Genomic DNA, 15,846 nt, shown 5'->3' with positions numbered 1-15,846 from the left:
TCAGTCCTCGAGCACCACCAGCACGCTGTCGGCCTCGACGAACTCCCCGGCGGCCGCGCGCAGCTCGGCGACCGCGCCCGCGCGCGGCGCCTTGAGCGCCAGCTCCATCTTCATCGCCTCGAGCACCAACAGCTCCTGTCCTGCGTCGACCCGGTCCCCGGCCGCCACCCGCAGCGCCACCACCCGCCCGGGCATGGGCGCGCGCACGCGGTCCTCGGCCGACGCCTGGCCCGAATCCTCGTGCCGGTACGCCGCCAGCGGCCGCAGCGACAGCCGGCGGTCGCCGTCGTGTACCTCGATGCGTCCGGGCTGCAGTGCGAGATGGAAACGGGTCCCCTTGCCGTCCATACGCAACGAGAGCGCATCCCCGGACAGTCGCGCACCCTCGATCGCCACCGTGCGCCCGTCCAGGGTGATGCGGTAGTCGCCGCCGTGGCCGCGCGCCAGCAGGTCGATGCGGCCGCCGGCGTGTTCGAACGCCAGCGGCCGTTGCCCGGCGTGGCCAAGGCGCCAGCCGTCGGCCAGCGCCCACGGCGAGGTGGGGTCGGCGGACGCCGCGGCCGCGTCGCGCTGCGCGCGTTCCTGGTCGAGCAGGTACGCGGTGGCGGCCGCCAGCAGCAGCGCGGGTTCGTCCACCGCCGCAGCGGCGATGAACTCGTCGAGGTGGCGGTCGAGGTAGCCGGTGTCGATCCGCGCCTCCACGACCGCGGGGTGCCGCACCAGCGCCTCGAGGAAGGCGATGTTGGTCTTCGGCCCGTCCACCGAGCAGGCCGCCAGCGCCTCGCGCAGGCGGGCGAGGGCGGCCGGGCGGTCGCGGTCGTGGACGATGAGCTTGGCGATCATCGGGTCGTAGAAGATGCTCACCGTGTCGCCCTGCGCCACGCCCGCGTCGATGCGCACGTGCGGCGACGGCCGCGGCAGACGCAGGTGGTGCAGGCGCCCGGAGGCGGGCAGGAAGCCGGCGTCGGGGTCTTCCGCGTACAGCCGCACCTCGATCGCGTGGCCGTGGCTGCGGACCGCTTCCGCGGCCAGCGGCAGCGGCTCGCCGGCCGCGACGCGCAGCTGCCATTCCACCAGGTCCAGCCCGGTGGTCATTTCGGTCACCGGATGCTCGACCTGCAGCCGGGTGTTGATCTCCATGAAGTAGAAGCCGCCGTCGGGGTCGACGATGAACTCCACCGTGCCGGCGTTGGTGTAGTCGATCGCGCGCGCGGCCAGCACCGCCGCCTCGCCCATCGCCGCGCGCAGCCGCGGCGTGAGGAAGGGCGAGGGCGATTCCTCCAGCACCTTCTGGTAGCGGCGCTGGGCCGAGCATTCGCGCTCGTTGAGGTGGATGACGTTGCCGTGCGCGTCGCCGAACACCTGGATCTCGATGTGGCGCGGCGACTCGATGTAGCGCTCGAGCAGCACGCGGTCGCGGCCGAACGCGTTGGCCGCCTCGCGCCGGCAGCTCTCGAGCGCGGGCAGGAATTCCGCCGCGTCGCGCACGATGCGCATGCCCTTGCCGCCGCCGCCGTGCGCGGCCTTGATCATCAGCGGGAAGCCGATCCGCCCGGCCTCGCGCGCCAGGGTCTGCGGCGACTGGTCCTCGCCGGTATAGCCGGGCACCACCGGCACGCCGGCCGCCTGCATCAGCTCCTTGGCGCCGGCCTTGCTGCCCATCTTCCGCATCGATGCCGCCTTGGGCCCGATGAACACCAGGCCCGCCGCTTCGACCGCGTCGGCGAAGTCGGCGTTCTCGCTCAGGAAGCCGTAGCCGGGGTGGATGGCCTCGGCGCCGCTGTCGAGGGCGGCCCGTACGATCGCGTCGCCGCGCAGGTAGCTTTCGGCCGGGCGCGGGCCGCCGATGGGCCAGGCCTCGTCGGCCAGGCGCACGTGCAGCGCGTCGGCGTCGGCGTCGGAATACACGGCCACGGTGCGGATTCCGAGCCGGCGCGCGGTGCCGATCACGCGGCAGGCGATCTCGCCGCGGTTGGCGATCAGGATCTTGCGGAACATCAGCGGCTCGCGTCCTCGGGCAGGTGGCAGACCGCCTCGATGTTGTGGCCGTCCGGATCGATCACGAACGCGCCGTAATAGTCGGCGTGGTACTCCGGCCGCAGGCCCGGCGCCCCGTTGTCGCGCGCGCCGGCGGCGAGCGCCGCGGCGTGGAAGGCATCGACGGCGGCGCGGCGCTGTGCGACGAAAGCGACGTGCATCGGTGTCGTCGGCGCCTTGCCGTCGCCTCCGGACCCGATCCAGAAATACGGTTTGCGGTCGCCGAAGCCGGCGCCCTGGTAATGCCCGCCCGTCTCCTCCAGCGTTACCTCCATCACCATGCGGTAGCCCAGCGGCTCCAGGGCGCGCGCGTAGAAGTCACGGCTGCGGGCGTAGTCGGCGACGGTGAGGCCGATGTGGTCGATCATCCTTCAGTCCTCCTGTACCCAGCGCGGGGCGCGCTTGTCGAGGAACGCGCCCAGTCCCTCCTGGCCCTCGGGCGAGACCCGCAGGGCCGCGATCAGGTCGGCGTTGGCGCGGTCGAGCAGGTCGCGGTCGGGCTGCAGGGCGACCTCGCGCACCAGGCGCTTGGCGCGCGCCGAGGCGATCGGGCCCGCCCTGAGCAGCAGCCCGGCCTGGCGCTCCACCGCGGCGTCCAGCGCCTCGGGTTCCACCACCTCGTGCAGCAGGCCCATGCGCAGTGCCTGCGCCGCGTCGAACACCTCGGCGGTGGCGAACCAGCGCCGCGCCTGGCGCGGCCCGATCGCGGCCACCACGTAGGGCGAGATCACCGCCGGCAGCAGGCCGAGCCGGCTCTCGGTCAGGCCGAACTTCGCGCCGGGCACGCCGATGGCGATGTCGCAGCAGGCCACCAGGCCCACGCCGCCGCCGAAGGCCGCGCCGTGGACGCGGGCGATGGTGGGCCGGGGCAGCTCGTCGAGGGTGCGCATCAGTCGGGCGAGCGCGAGCGCGTCGGCGCGGTTCTCCGCCTCGCCGGCGGCGGCCATCCCGCGCATCCAGTTCAGGTCGGCGCCGGCCGAGAACGAGGCGCCGGCGCCCGACAGCACCACCACGCGCACCGCATCGTCCGCCGCGGCCGCCTCCAGTGCGCCGGTCAGGCGGGCGATGAGGGCCGCGTCGAAGGCGTTGTGGAGGGCAGGGCGGTCGAGCACCAGGTGCAGGACCGGCCCCGCGCGGCGGATCGAAAGCGGTTCCGTCATGGCAGGCAGGGCGGGCGGACGAGAGCGGCCATCATAGCCACAGCCCCCTTCGCGAAACGGGCCACAAGTTGGCCTGGACAGGCGAGCCGCTACGCAGGGCCGGGGACATGGCGTAAACTGGATAAGACGCATTCTCAACTCCGCCATGTCCCCACGCCTCCTGCTGGCGATGCTGCTGACCGGCATCGCCCTGATCCTGACCTGCGCCCCGGCCAGCGCCACCGGCGCCAGCGTCGCCACCACCTGGCGGCTGCTCGACTACATCGCCGTGGACTACCGCGAAGCCGTCGCCGACGGCGACGTGGTCAACCAGCTCGAGTACGACGAGATGCTCGAGTTCTCCGAGGCCGCCGCCGAGGCCATCGCGGCCCTGCCGGAGACGCCCGAAGCCGGCCGGCTCCAGGCCGAGGCCGAAGCACTGCGCCAGGCGATCGCGGACCGGGCCGACCCCGGAGACATCGCCCGCCGCGCACGCGGGCTGGCGGGGCTGCTGGTGCAGGCGCACCCGATTCCGCTGGTGCCCGACACCCCGCCGCGCCATGCACGCGGGGCCGAGCTCTACGCCCGGCTGTGCGCCAGTTGCCACGGTCCGACCGGGGCCGGCGACGGCCCGGCCGGCGCGGGCCTCGACCCGCCGCCGATCGACTTCACCGACCGCGAGCGCGCCGACGAGCGCAGCGTGTTCGCGCTCTACCAGGTGATCGAGCAGGGCCTGGAAGGCACCGCGATGGCCAGCTATCGCGGCCTGCCCGAGGACGACCTGTGGGCACTGGCGACCTACAGCGGTTCGCTGGCCTATCCCGAATCGCTCGCGGACGCGGGCAGGGCGCTGCTGGAGCGCGATCCGGCGCTGCGCGCGACGTTCGACCTCGAACGCTTCGTCGGCGAAACCCCCGCCGAGCTGGCGGCCGACCTCGGCTCGGCCGAGGATGCCGCCGCGATCGTGGCCTACCTGCGCCGCGCGCCCGAGGCCCTGCAGGCGGCGGCCGGCGGCGAGGGGCCGGCGCTGGCCACGTCGCGCGGCCTGCTGCGCGAGGCGATGGATGCGTACCGGGGCGGCGACGCGGCGCGGGCGCGCCAGCTGGCGCTGGCGGCCTACCTCGACGGATTCGAGCCGGTCGAACCGCTGCTGGCCGCGCGCGACAAGCCGCTGATGGTGCGGATCGAGGCGGCGATGGCGCAACTGCGCTCCGGGCTCGCCGCCAATGCCGATCCCGACGCCCTCCAGGCCCAGGTGGACGCGCTCGACGGACTGTTCGCCGAGGCCGAGCAGGTGCTCGGCCAGGGGCGCACCTCGTCCGCGGCCAGCTTCGCCGCCGCCTTCACCATCCTGTTGCGCGAGGGGCTGGAGGCGCTGCTGATCGTGATCGCCATGATCGCGCTGCTGCGCAAGGCCGGACGCGACGAGATGCTGACGTGGGTGCACGGCGGCTGGGTGGCCGCGCTCGCGGCAGGCGCGCTGACCTGGGTGCTGGCGACGTGGGTGATCAGCATCAGTGGCGCCAGCCGCGAGCTGTCGGAAGGATTCGGCTCGCTGCTGGCTGCGCTGGTGCTGGTCTGGGTCGGCATCTGGATGCACGGCAAGGGCCAGGCCGACGCCTGGCAGCGCTACGTGCGTGAGAAGCTGGGCCACGCGCTCGGCCGCGGCTCGGGCGTGTTCCTGCTGCTGCTCGTGTTCGTGGTCGTGTACCGCGAGGTGTTCGAGTCCATCCTGTTCTTCGCCGCGCTGTGGAGCCAGGGCAGCCGCGGCAGCGTGGTTGCCGGCGGCGCGGCCGGCGCGCTGGCGCTGGCGGTCGTCGGCTGGGCGCTGATGCGCTGGAGCCGGCGTCTGCCGATCGCACAGTTCTTCCGCTACAGCGCCTGCCTGATCGCGCTGCTCGCGGTGGTGCTGGCGGGCAAGGCGGTCTCGGCGCTGCAGGAGGCCGGCTGGCTGCCGGTGAGCTGGCTCCACGGCTGGCCGCGGCTGGAGTGGCTGGGTGTGTACCCGACCCAGCAGGGCGTCATCGCGCAGGTCGTGGTGCTGTCGGTGCTGGCGCTCGGCTTCTGGCTGACCGGCCGCCGCTCGCGCGCGACGGGCTGACCGACTCGGGGCGCCGCCCGGCCCTGTTTCCCGTGAAGGGAATGGCGCGCGGCTGGATCTCATGCCGGCCGCGGATCCATCGCCACGCCCTGTCCCGCGTGCACGGGGAGGGCGCGCCGGACCAGCAGGCCGGCCGCCCACAGCCGCCTCCCCACGTGCAGGGCGCGAGGGGTGATCCGCATGCCCGGCGCGAGGACCATCCGAACGCCCGCCGCGCGGCGCCGGGCCCGACCGGGGTGGAGACGAGTCGAGGTGGCAAGGAGCTGCGCGGCTTCGCTTCGTACCCCCATCCCGCCCTTGCCCCGCGAACCGGGAAGGGGTGCCATGAGGCGCGGAATTCTGGTTCTGCCGGATCGGCAGGTCCGTTCCGCGCTCGGGTGGACGGTGTTGCGCGCCAGGCCATGACAACAACCCTCCCGCCGCGCGCGGGAAAGGGTCGGCCAACCGTGCGATTGCCGCCCGGGCGAGCCCTCCCTCCCCCGCGCGCGGGGGAGGGCCATCCGAGTGAGCATCGGGCCGATGCGTTCGAGCCTCCCTCCCCCGCGCGCGGGGGAGGGCCGGGGTGGGGGGCAGTCGACGTGGCAACCGGACTGCACGCCTTCGCTAAGTGCCCCGACCCGACGGTCCCCCGTGGACGGGGGGAAACGTGCCGCGGGACCCCGTCCGCGACCGGAAACGACGGCATGCCCGACGCGCTTGCGTCGGGCCGTGCGTTCGGCTTGCGATCAGTGCTTGTTGAACACCCGCCGGGGCGCCTTCGGCGGCCGGCGCATGTCATTGGTCGGAGTCACTTCCACCGACAGGTTGAAGGTGCGTTCCTCGCCCGCGTGCATCGCACCGACGCCGACCACGTGCCGCGCCAGCTCGTTGCCTTCGTCGTCGCGCACGGTCAGCACCACCGAGTATTCCCAGGCGCCGCCTTCGGCCGGGTGGCGGATCATGCCCTCGACCTGGAGCGCCGTGGTGCTCTCGGCCGGCGCGGCGCCGGGCTGGGCGCGCGGCGAATCGAAGCGCAGGTAGTGCTTGCACGACGGGCAGATCGCCGCGCTCGCCAGGATCGTGGCCTTGCAGTGGGGGCAGGTGCGGGTCGCACCTGCCGTGCCCGGCTTCGGGGTGCTCACCGGGAAATCAGGAGCCGGTCGCGCGCTCGCGCTGCTCCACCACCTCGGCCTTGCCGCGACGGCCCGACGCCTCGGACGCGTCCCAGCCGCACTCGACGTGGCCGCGGATCTTCGAGCCCGCCGCCACCGTCAGCGAACCGGCCTTGACGTCGCCGGTGAGCACCGCCGAGGCGAGCAGTTCCACCTTCTCCGCCGACTGGATGTTGCCGTCCAGCTCGCCCGCCACCACGACCTGGCGCGCCTTGACGCCACCATTGAGCTTCGCGCCTTCCTCGACCCGCAGGTTGCCCTGCACGTTGACGTCGCCCTTGAAGCGGCCGGCGATGCGGACGTGGCCGCTGCCCTCGATCTTGCCCTCGATGGTGAGGTCGGCTGCGATCAGCGACTCCTTGGCCACCGGCTCGGGCGCCGCGGCGGGGCGGGGCGGGGTGGTCTGGGTCGGGGTGAAATCGGCGACGGCCGGCGCCTCGCGCTGCGGCGCGGCGGCCGGCGGCGTGTCGGCGGCGAAGGAGGGCTGGTCCTTCTTGGGGGCGTTGCTCTGGGTGTTGAAGATGGCCATTCGCGGATTTCCTCGAGCTGGACAGGGACGGCCGGGACAGCGCCCGGCCGGACGGGGGAATGACCCGAGCCTACCACGTACACACGGGCTTCACGCTGTGACGGGGCTCACCAAATCCGTTTCGTGGCAAGCACTTGGCGCATCTTGTTGAGTCGGGGCCGCGTGTGCTCAGGGTGCAGTGCCGGGCGGCCACCAGATCCGGTAGCGGCCCGAGAGGTGGAGCAGGGCCATCATCTGCAGCATCCCGTCGTAGTAGCGGTACTGGCCGGTCGGCACCGGCAGGTCCCACAGGGCGCGCACGAAATCGAGCCGGCGCGGATGGTCGGCCGCGAGCGAGGCGGTGGCGTTCATCGCCACCAGGGCCGTGGTGCGGCCGCCGCCGAGGGGCTGGCCGTCGAGCGAGTACAGGCTCTGGTGCCCGTCGAGGCCCTGGTCGAGGAAGAACGCCTGCAGGCGGTTGGACAGTTCGACCTGGCGCGGGTCGGCGCGCCACCACGACCAGTCCATCGACCAGTTCATCGCCGTGCGCCAGGCGTCGTAGCGGAAGTCGGCCGCTTCCGGGCGCCACGGGGCGGCCCAGGGCGTGCCGTCGAAGTTGCCGTAGTCGGGGGTGAGCGCGGTGCGGGGATGCGCGGCCGCGACGAAGTAGTCGCGGCTGGCCTGGGCCGCCTCGCGCCAGAAGCCGCGGTCTTCCGCGGGGCCCACGCGCGCCCAGACCTCGTAGAACGCGGGCAGGTGGTAGGAGGCGTCGGTGTGGGCGGCGTTCACCACGTCCGGGGTGAAGCGCACCATCTTCGCTTCGCGGTCGAACAGGTTGATCGCGGTCATGGTTCCGCGGTTGGTCGGCCCGGTGATCGACTCGCGGTGCAGGACGTCGCGCAGCAGCCGGTCGGCGTGTTCGCGGTAGGCGTAGCGGCCCTCGCCGTCGCCCCAGCGCGCCGAGGCGAAGTACAGCGCAGTGATGAAGTACTCCTCGCCGTCCGGCGCGGGCATCTCGTCGATCGGGGTGCCGTCGGTGCGCACCGACCAGGCGAAGTATCCGTACGCGGGGTGGGCCGGGTCGGCGTGGTACATGTGGGTCAGGGCCCAGTTCCAGATCGCGTCGAACTCGCGCTTCCGGTCCATCTGCACCGCGATCATCATCCCGTACGACATGCCTTCCGAGCGCACGTCGTCGCTGTTGACGTCGTGGATGTAGGCGAGCGGGCCGTGCTCGTTCCCACCGGTTTCGTGATAGACCGCCTCGCTGGCCGGGTCGCCGTGGAAGAGCTGCGCGAACGCGGCCTCGATGCGGGCATCGACCTCGTCGCGCGGGTAACCCGCTTCCACGAACAGGTTGGGGTAGTGGCCCGTATGCGCGGCGCCCGCGTCCGCGGCGGCGCCGCCCGCGCCGGCCTGCGCTTGCAGTGGCTGCCGCTGCCCGGTGCAGGACGACAGCACAAGGATGGACAGGAGCAGGGTGCAGGCGTGCAGGACGCGACGGGAAGGCTGGAGCATGGTCACCGGAACGAAGCCAGGGAGCGGCCGAAGGTACCAGACGCACCGCGCAGCGCCTCTCCGGCAGTCGCCCCCATCCCGACCTTCCGCCGCAAGCGGGGGAAGGAGCAGGTCGTAGGCTCCCTCTCCGCAAGCCGGGGAAGGAGCAAGTCGTAGGCTCCCTTACCGCAAGCGGGGGAAGGAGTGCGGGACGGTCGCTGTCGCAACCCGGAGACCGGGGCAGGACGTCGCCGCAGCGATGCCGCTAGCCCTCAGGCACTACATCCGGAACACCCCGAACCTCGCCGGCTCGATCGGCGCGTTGAGCGAGGCGGAGATGCCCAGCCCCAGCACCCGCCGCGTGTCGGCCGGGTCGATGATGCCGTCGTCCCACAGGCGCGCGGTCGAGTACCACGGGCTGCCCTGGGTCTCGTACTGCTCGCGGATCGGCGCCTTGAACGCCTCTTCCTCCTCCGCGCTCCATTGGCCGCCGCGAGCCTCGATGCCATCGCGGCGCACCGTCGCCAGCACGCTCGCGGCCTGCTCGCCGCCCATCACGCTGATGCGCGCGTTCGGCCACATCCACAGGAAGCGCGCCCCGTAGGCGCGGCCGCACATGGCGTAGTTGCCGGCGCCGAAGCTGCCGCCGATCACCACGGTGAACCTGGGCACGCTCGAACAGGCCACCGCGGTCACCATCTTCGCCCCGTCCTTGGCGATGCCCGCGTTCTCGTACTTGCGGCCGACCATGAAGCCGGTGATGTTCTGCAGGAACACGAGCGGAATCCCGCGCTGGTTGCACAGTTCGATGAAGTGCGCGCCCTTGAGCGCGCTCTCCGAGAACAGGATGCCGTTGTTGGCGACGATGCCCACCGGATAGCCGTGCAGGTGGGCGAACCCGGTGACCAGGGTCTTGCCGTAGCGCGCCTTGAACTCGTCGAACTCGCTGCCGTCGACGATGCGCGCGATCACCTCGCGGATGTCGAACGGCCGGCGGGTGTCCTTCGGCACCACGCCATAGAGTTCTTCGGCCGGATACAGCGGCTCGCGCGCCTCGCGCACCGCGACCGGCAGGGTCTTGCGCCGGTTGAGGTGGCCCACGATGCGGCGCGCGATCTCCAGTGCGTGGCGGTCGTCCTCCGCGAAGTGGTCGGCCACGCCGGACACGCTGGTGTGCACGTCGGCGCCGCCGAGGGCCTCGGCATCGACCACCTCGCCGGTGGCCGCCTTCACCAGCGGCGGGCCACCGAGGAAGATCGTGCCCTGTTCCTTCACGATCACGCTCTCGTCGCACATCGCCGGCACGTAGGCGCCGCCGGCGGTGCAGCTGCCCATCACCACCGCGACCTGCGGGATGTTCTCCGCGCTCATCCGCGCCTGGTTGTAGAAGATGCGGCCGAAGTGCTCGCGATCCGGGAACACCTCGTCCTGCAGCGGCAGGAAGGCGCCGCCCGAATCGACCAGGTACACGCACGGCAGGCGGTTCTCGCGCGCGATCTCCTGCGCGCGCAGGTGCTTCTTCACCGTCATCGGGAAGTAGGTGCCGCCCTTGACCGTGGCGTCGTTGGCCACGACCACGACCTCCTGGCCCATCACCCGGCCGATGCCGCAGACCATGCCGGCCGCGGGCGCGGCGCCGTCGTACATGTCCTCGGCCGCGAGCGGCGCGATCTCCAGGAAGGGCGAGCCCGGGTCGAGCAGGGCGGTGATGCGGTCGCGCGCCAGCAGCTTGCCGCGCTCGGTGTGCTTGCGGCGCGCGGCCTCGCCGCCGCCGTCCGCGGCGCGCGCCAGGCGACGCTCGAGTTCCTCCACCAGGGCGCGGTGGTACTGCGCGTTGTCGCGGAATTCCTGTGATCGGGGATCGAGCCGGGATTCGATGACCGTCATGGGCACTTGGCGGTTGGGCGGACCCGAAGGATACGTGAGCCGGCTCCAGGTCGGCTGGTGCCCCCGGTCCGACGACTCCCTCCCCCGCGACCAGGGGAGCAAGCAGGCCGCTCGTCGCTCCCTCCCCCGCGTGCGGGGGAGGGCCGGGGTGGGGGCCGCCCGTGTGGAGCAGATGATTCACGCTTGCAGCGTGCCCCCATCCCAACCGTCCCCCGCAAGCGGGGAAGGGGCAGGTCGTCACTCCTTCCCCCGCACGCGGGGGAAGGGCGGGTCCTCACCCCGACTGCGGGGAAGGGAGCAGGGCAGATCGATGCTCCCTGCCCCGCGAGAGGGGCAAGGGGGCCGTACAAGGGGCCGAAAACAAGAAGGCCCGCACTGGGCGGGCCTTCCGTCGACTCACGCCAGCCGCGATCAGTTGCGGGCGGCTTCCTCGGCCTCGGCGGCGGCGTCCTTCACCGCGCCCGCGGCGTCGGCGGCGGCTTCGCGGGTCGCGTCGGCGGCCTGGTCGGCGGCCTGCTCGGCCTCGGCGGCGGCACGGTCGGCGGCCGCTTCGAGCTCGGCGGCGGCCTCGCGGGTCTCCGCGGCGGCTTCGTCGGCGGCCTGGTCGGCGGCCTCGGCAGCGGCGGCGGCGTCCTGCTTGGCGCCTTCGGCGGTGTTCTTGCAGGCGGCCAGGGCGAGCACGCTGGCGGCGGCGATGGCGATGAGCTTGGTGTTCAAGGGGTGTCTCCGATGCAAGGTGGATGTCACGTCCGGCCCCGGACTCCCCGTGGCCGCCGGAACATTGTGGGGAAGCGGATGTTCAGAAAAAGAGAAGCCGCCGGAGACCGGCGGCTTCCCGTACTGCGTTCGTCGCCTTGCGGCGCCGGATTACTGCTTGGCTTCCTCGGCGGCGTCGGCGGCGGCCTCGGCGACGTCCTCGGCAGCCTCGGCGGCGTCGGAAGCGGCCTCGGCGGCGGCGTCGGTCGTGGCGGCAGCGGCGTCGGCGGCAGCGTCGGCAGCGGCGTCGGCGGCGGCAGCGGCCTCGTCGGCGGCGGCCTGGGCGACGTCCTCGGTCGCGGTGCCGGCGGCGTCGGCAGCAGCCTCGGCGGCGTCAGCGGCTTCCTCGGCCGCGTCGGCGGCGGCGTTCTGGGCCTGCTGCTGGTTGCTGCAGGCGGCCAGGGCGAAGCCGAGGGCCAGCGCAAGCAGAGCCTTGTTGATGGTCATGTCGTTCTTCCTCGTCGTCAAAAGGTGAAAAACGCGCAAGCTTGCGCGCCGACAACATGATGACAAGCCCATTTCACGTGTCAAGCGGCACGCTCGGGGCGTTTTGTCAATGTGCCGTTAAGGTTGCCTGGAGATCCGGGTTCAGAGCAGCTCCAGCGCGACCGCCGTGGCCTCGCCGCCGCCGATGCACAGGGAGGCGATGCCGCGCTTGCCGCCACGCGCGCGCAGGGCATGGAGCAGGGTCACCACCAGGCGCGCGCCACTGGCGCCGATCGGATGGCCCAGGGCGGTGGCGCCGCCGTTGACGTTGAGCTTGTCGTGCGGGATCCCGAGTTCGCGGATCGGCGCCATCGCCACCACCGCGAAGGCCTCGTTGACCTCGAACAGGTCCACGTCCTCGACCTTCCAGCCGACCTTGTCGAGCAGGTTGCGGATGGCGCCGACCGGGGCGGTGGTGAACCACTCCGGCTCCTGCGACCAGGTGGTGTGGCCGACGATGCGGGCCAGCGGCTCCAGCCCGAGGCGGGCGGCCTCGTCGGCGCTGGTGAGCACGGTGGCCGCGGCGCCGTCGGAGATGCTCGAGGAGCTCGCCGCGGTCACCGTGCCGTCCTTGCGGAAGGCCGGGCGCAGGGTCGGGATCTTGGCCACGTCGGACTTGCCCGGCTGCTCGTCGGTGGCGACCTCCACCTCGCCCTTGCGCGAGGCCACCTTCACCGGGACGATCTCGTCCTTGAACGCGCCCGCCTCGATCGCCGCCTTGGCGCGCGTGACCGACTCGATCGCGAACGCGTCCTGCTCCTCGCGGGTGAAGCCGTACTTGTCGGCGCAGGCTTCCGCGAACACGCCCATCGACTGGCCGTCGTAGGGGTTGGTCAGGCCGTCCCAGGCCATGTGGTCGACGAGCCTGGCGTCGCCGTAGCGCAGGCCCGGGCGCGCCGAGACCATGTGCGGGGCATTGGTCATCGACTCCATGCCGCCGGCGACGACGACCGTGGCCGAGCCGGCCTTGATCAGGTCGTGGCCGAGCATGATCGCCTTCATGCCGGAGCCGCACACCTTGTTGATGGTGGTGCAGCCGGCCGACTTGGGCAGGCCGGCGGCGAGCGAGGCCTGGCGCGCGGGCGCCTGGCCGAGGTTGGCCGGCAGCACGCAGCCCATGATCACCTCGGACACGTCCTCGCCCTTGACCCCGGCCTGCTCGACGGCGGCGCGGATCGCCGCGGCGCCGAGGGTGGGCGTGGGCACGCCGGTGAACTGGCCGAGCATGGAACCGATGGCGGTGCGCTTGGCACCGACGATGACGACGTCGCTCATGGCGTGACTCCGGTCGAATGGGGGAAAAGCCTCGGGATTATCGCGCCCGGCGCTGCGCCGCGGCAAACGGCGCCGGCCACTGGCGGTCGGGCGACGAGGGCGTATAGATTGCGGGGTGCCCGCGAACGGGCAGCTGGCAAGGGAGACGGGGATGTCGCACGGGAGCAGGGGGCTGTCGCGCCTGGCAGCCGCTGTCGCGGTCGCGCTGGTGCTGGCCGGCTGTGGAGGCGGCGGCGGTGGTACCCGGACCGATCCTCCGCCGCAGGGCCCGCCACCGACGCCACCGCCCCCACCGCCGCCCCCGCCGCCGCCGCCGGGTCCGCCGGTGGTCCTGCCCCCGGAGCCGGCCTACAGCCATCACCTGAGCTGGACCAACGCCGGACCGGCGCACGAGGCCGGGCTCGACGGCAGCGGCATCCGGATCGGCGTGATCGACAGCGGCGTCAACCGCGACCATCCCGCGCTCGCCGGGCGCGTGGTCGCGAACCTCACCTACATCGACCCGCGCCGCAACGACCTGTCGGTCGACGACGTGGTCGGCCACGGCACCGCGGTGGCGCAGGTCATCGCGGGACGGCCGTTCGGCCGCTGGCCCGGCGGACTGGCGCCGGGCGCCGAGATCGTTTCGGCGCGCATCATCAGCGACTCGCCACCCGATGACGACGGCAGCGGGCGCGGCAACGAGATCAACGGGCCGCTCGGGATCGGTCCGATCCACGACGACCTGATCGCGCGCGGCGCCCGGATCCTCAACAACTCCTGGGGCGGGCTGTACTGGACCAATCTGGCCGTCACCGCGCAAATCGCGGCCGAGTACCGGCCCTTCATCGTCGACCACGGTGGTCTGGTGGTGTTCTCGACCGGCAACTCCGGCTTCGACGATCCGTCCGACACCGCCGCGTTGCCGAGCCAGGCCGGCAGCGGCGGATCCCGGCCCGCCGCCGACCTCGAGCGCGGCTGGCTGGCGGTGGCGGCGCTCAGCGACGAGAGCCCCGAGCAGCTGGCCTACTACTCCAACGCCTGCGGCGTGTCGATGGACTACTGCCTCGTCGCCCCGGGCACGGTGGTGGTCACCGGCACCGACGATCCGCCCGATGCCCCCGAATACTGGCGGTGGTCGGGCACCTCGTTCGCCGCGCCGATCGTCTCGGGCGCCGCGGCCCTGGTCTGGGAGGCGTTCCCGTATTTCGACAACGACCTGGTGCGCCAGACCCTGCTCGGCACCGCCACCGACCTAGGCGCGCCGGGCGTGGACGCGGTGTTCGGCCATGGCCGGCTCGACGTCGGCGCGGCGGCGCTCGGCCCGGCGCGCCTGGACTGGGGCGACGTGCGGGTCCGGTTCGACGAGATCACCTCGACCTGGGGCAATGCGCTTTCGGGCGACGGCGCGGTGGTCAAGGACGGCAGCGGCACGCTCGTGCTGGAGCGCGAGGCGGGCAACGCCGGCGGCATCCAGGTCCTCGGCGGCACCGTGGACGCCCGCGCCGGGATCGCCGGCGACGTGCGGATCGGCTCCGCGGGCCGGCTGGTCATGTCCCGCGGCGCGGACGGCGACATCGACAACGCCGGACGCCTGGAAGTCCCCAGCGGCGGTTCCGGACCGGGGGCGGATGAGACCGTCACCGCCGGCGACTTCCGCCAGCGCGCAGGCGCCACCCTGGCGGTCGAACTCGGCCAGGTGCTGCGGGTCGGCGGGCATGCGCTGCTGGAAGGCGGCACCCTGCACGTGATGGGGCTCGCGCCGCACTTCACCACGACCGACCGCGAGTGGATCCTCGGCGCGGGCGACGGCATCACCGGCCGCTTCGACGCCCTGAGCTGGGCGGACACGCTGTTCCTCGAGGGCACGCTCGACTACGGCGAGAACGACATCTGGCTCGACATCACGCGCCTGGACGTCGCCGCGACGGTGCGCAAGTTCGCCAGCGCCTCGCCGGCCACGTTGTCCTCGGCCGAACGCGTCGAACGCGCATTCCGCAGGCTGGACGCGCTGGTGGCGCAGGCGTCCGATGCCGATCCCGAACTGCTGCGCGTGGCCGGCGCGTTCCAGCGCATCGGCGACGAAGCGGCCGCGAAGGCCGCGCTCGACAGCCTCTCGGGCGCGGGCCACGCGCGCGCCACGTCGCTGGCGCTCGACACCCTCGACATGGGCCGGCGCGCGCTCGCGTCGCGCTTCGGCAACGGCGAGCAGGCGGCCGGTCCGGTGGCGTGGAAGCAGGCGCTGGGGCGGGGCGGGGCGACCGGATTCGCCGGCGGCGACCACGCGCTCGACGGCTGGCTGATGGGGCGCGAGGACCGCAGCGGCGACCTGGTGGCCGGCTTCGCCTTCGGCGAGGCGGTGGCGCTGGAACGCTTCGGCGTCGCGGGCGAGCGCAGCCGCGAGCGCATGGCGATGGCGCAGCTGTACGCCGGGCGCCGGTCGGGCGATGCCTACGCGCTGGTGCAGGCCGGCGCCGGCCGCTTCGACCGCGGCATCGAGCGCAGCCTGTTCGCGGGCGAGGCGGCGCGCGACGGCATCTTCAGCCGCTACGGCGGCAACTACGCCAGCCTCGGCATCGAATGGGGCCGGCGTTTCGCACTCGGTGGCCTGGAGCTGACGCCGTACCTCGGCGCCAGCCACGACACCTTGCGCACGGAAGCCTTCGAGGAAACCGGCGGTGCCGGGTTCGCCCTGCAGGTGGAGGCGGGCGAACTCGAGCGCAGCCAGGCGATCGCGGGCCTGCGCCTTGAACGCGGCTGGCGCGGCACGACCTTGCGCGCCTGGGGCGAGTGGCAGCAGACCCTGCGCGCGGACGGTTTCGACGTGCTGGCGACCTTCACCGGCATCGACAGCTGGGCACCGTTGCCGATGGCCGATGCGGCGAAGTCTGGCGGCCTGCTGGGCGTGGGCGCCGAGGCGCCACTGGGCCGCCACGGCTGGCTGTCCTTCGGCTTCGACCAGCGCTTCGGCCCGCGCGGCGACGAACGCATGGCGCGCATCGAGTACGTCCTCGCCTTCTGACCGACCGC

General features: G+C 72.9%; 12 protein-coding genes. 2 read left to right on the top strand and 10 right to left on the bottom strand.

The genetic code is table 11. The annotated features are described in order from the left end of the window. From LUTJ29_RS0105180 to LUTJ29_RS0105170, 3 genes are read right to left on the bottom strand one after another with little or no spacing between them, the layout of a single operon-like run. Complete coding sequence (locus LUTJ29_RS0105180) at positions 1-1,998, bottom strand: acetyl/propionyl/methylcrotonyl-CoA carboxylase subunit alpha (RefSeq protein ID WP_027071609.1); 1,998 nt, start codon at positions 1,996-1,998, stop codon at positions 1-3. Then, positions 1,998-2,405 carry a VOC family protein gene (locus tag LUTJ29_RS0105175; protein WP_027071608.1) on the bottom strand — a complete coding sequence of 136 codons (408 nt, stop codon included), beginning with the start codon at positions 2,403-2,405 and terminating at the stop codon, positions 1,998-2,000. The genes LUTJ29_RS0105180 and LUTJ29_RS0105175 overlap by 1 nt, the downstream gene beginning before the upstream one ends. Before the next feature lie 3 nt (positions 2,406-2,408). Further along, positions 2,409-3,197 carry an enoyl-CoA hydratase-related protein gene (locus LUTJ29_RS0105170; RefSeq protein ID WP_027071607.1) on the bottom strand — a complete coding sequence of 263 codons (789 nt, stop codon included), beginning with the start codon at positions 3,195-3,197 and terminating at the stop codon, positions 2,409-2,411. Between the two features lie 145 nt (positions 3,198-3,342). Between LUTJ29_RS0105170 and LUTJ29_RS16245 the strand changes: the two genes are divergently transcribed. After that, positions 3,343-5,277 carry an FTR1 family protein gene (locus LUTJ29_RS16245; RefSeq protein WP_043740559.1) on the top strand — a complete coding sequence of 645 codons (1,935 nt, stop codon included), beginning with the start codon at positions 3,343-3,345 and terminating at the stop codon, positions 5,275-5,277. Between the two features lie 725 nt (positions 5,278-6,002). Here LUTJ29_RS16245 and LUTJ29_RS0105155 read toward each other — a convergent pair. The 7 genes from LUTJ29_RS0105155 to LUTJ29_RS0105125 all read right to left on the bottom strand — a co-directional run bounded on the left by LUTJ29_RS0105155 (position 6,003) and on the right by LUTJ29_RS0105125 (position 12,837). Further along, the gene (locus tag LUTJ29_RS0105155; RefSeq protein ID WP_027071606.1) at positions 6,003-6,398 is read right to left on the bottom strand and encodes a hypothetical protein; all 396 of its coding nucleotides are present in this window, start codon (positions 6,396-6,398) and stop codon (positions 6,003-6,005) included. A gap of 7 nt (positions 6,399-6,405) precedes the next feature. Continuing rightward, the gene (locus tag LUTJ29_RS16235) at positions 6,406-6,957 is read right to left on the bottom strand and encodes a polymer-forming cytoskeletal protein (RefSeq protein ID WP_051322729.1); all 552 of its coding nucleotides are present in this window, start codon (positions 6,955-6,957) and stop codon (positions 6,406-6,408) included. Between the two features lie 168 nt (positions 6,958-7,125). Continuing rightward, entirely contained in the window at positions 7,126-8,454 is a 1,329-nt protein-coding gene (locus tag LUTJ29_RS0105145; RefSeq protein ID WP_043740554.1) for a glycosyl hydrolase family 8, read from the bottom strand. A gap of 258 nt (positions 8,455-8,712) precedes the next feature. After that, positions 8,713-10,320, bottom strand: a complete 1,608-nt coding sequence (locus tag LUTJ29_RS0105140) for a carboxyl transferase domain-containing protein (RefSeq protein ID WP_027071604.1) — start codon at positions 10,318-10,320, stop codon at positions 8,713-8,715. 411 nt (positions 10,321-10,731) lie between these two features. Continuing rightward, positions 10,732-11,037, bottom strand: a complete 306-nt coding sequence (locus tag LUTJ29_RS0105135; RefSeq protein ID WP_043740551.1) for a hypothetical protein — start codon at positions 11,035-11,037, stop codon at positions 10,732-10,734. Between the two features lie 150 nt (positions 11,038-11,187). Continuing rightward, positions 11,188-11,523, bottom strand: coding sequence for a hypothetical protein (locus LUTJ29_RS0105130; RefSeq protein ID WP_027071602.1), 336 nt, complete (start codon positions 11,521-11,523; stop codon positions 11,188-11,190). Positions 11,524-11,664: 141 nt separating this feature from the next. Further along, the gene (locus LUTJ29_RS0105125; RefSeq protein ID WP_027071601.1) at positions 11,665-12,837 is read right to left on the bottom strand and encodes a thiolase family protein; all 1,173 of its coding nucleotides are present in this window, start codon (positions 12,835-12,837) and stop codon (positions 11,665-11,667) included. Between the two features lie 151 nt (positions 12,838-12,988). Between LUTJ29_RS0105125 and LUTJ29_RS0105120 the strand changes: the two genes are divergently transcribed. Next, positions 12,989-15,838: an autotransporter serine protease gene (locus tag LUTJ29_RS0105120; RefSeq protein ID WP_051322728.1), complete on the top strand. Its 2,850-nt coding sequence runs from the start codon at positions 12,989-12,991 to the stop codon at positions 15,836-15,838. Positions 15,839-15,846: the final 8 nt, after the last annotated feature.

The organism is Luteimonas sp. J29 (assembly GCF_000472505.1).
Taxonomy (GTDB): Bacteria; Pseudomonadota; Gammaproteobacteria; order Xanthomonadales; family Xanthomonadaceae; genus Luteimonas.
This window is presented reverse-complemented; position numbering and strand designations above follow the sequence as displayed.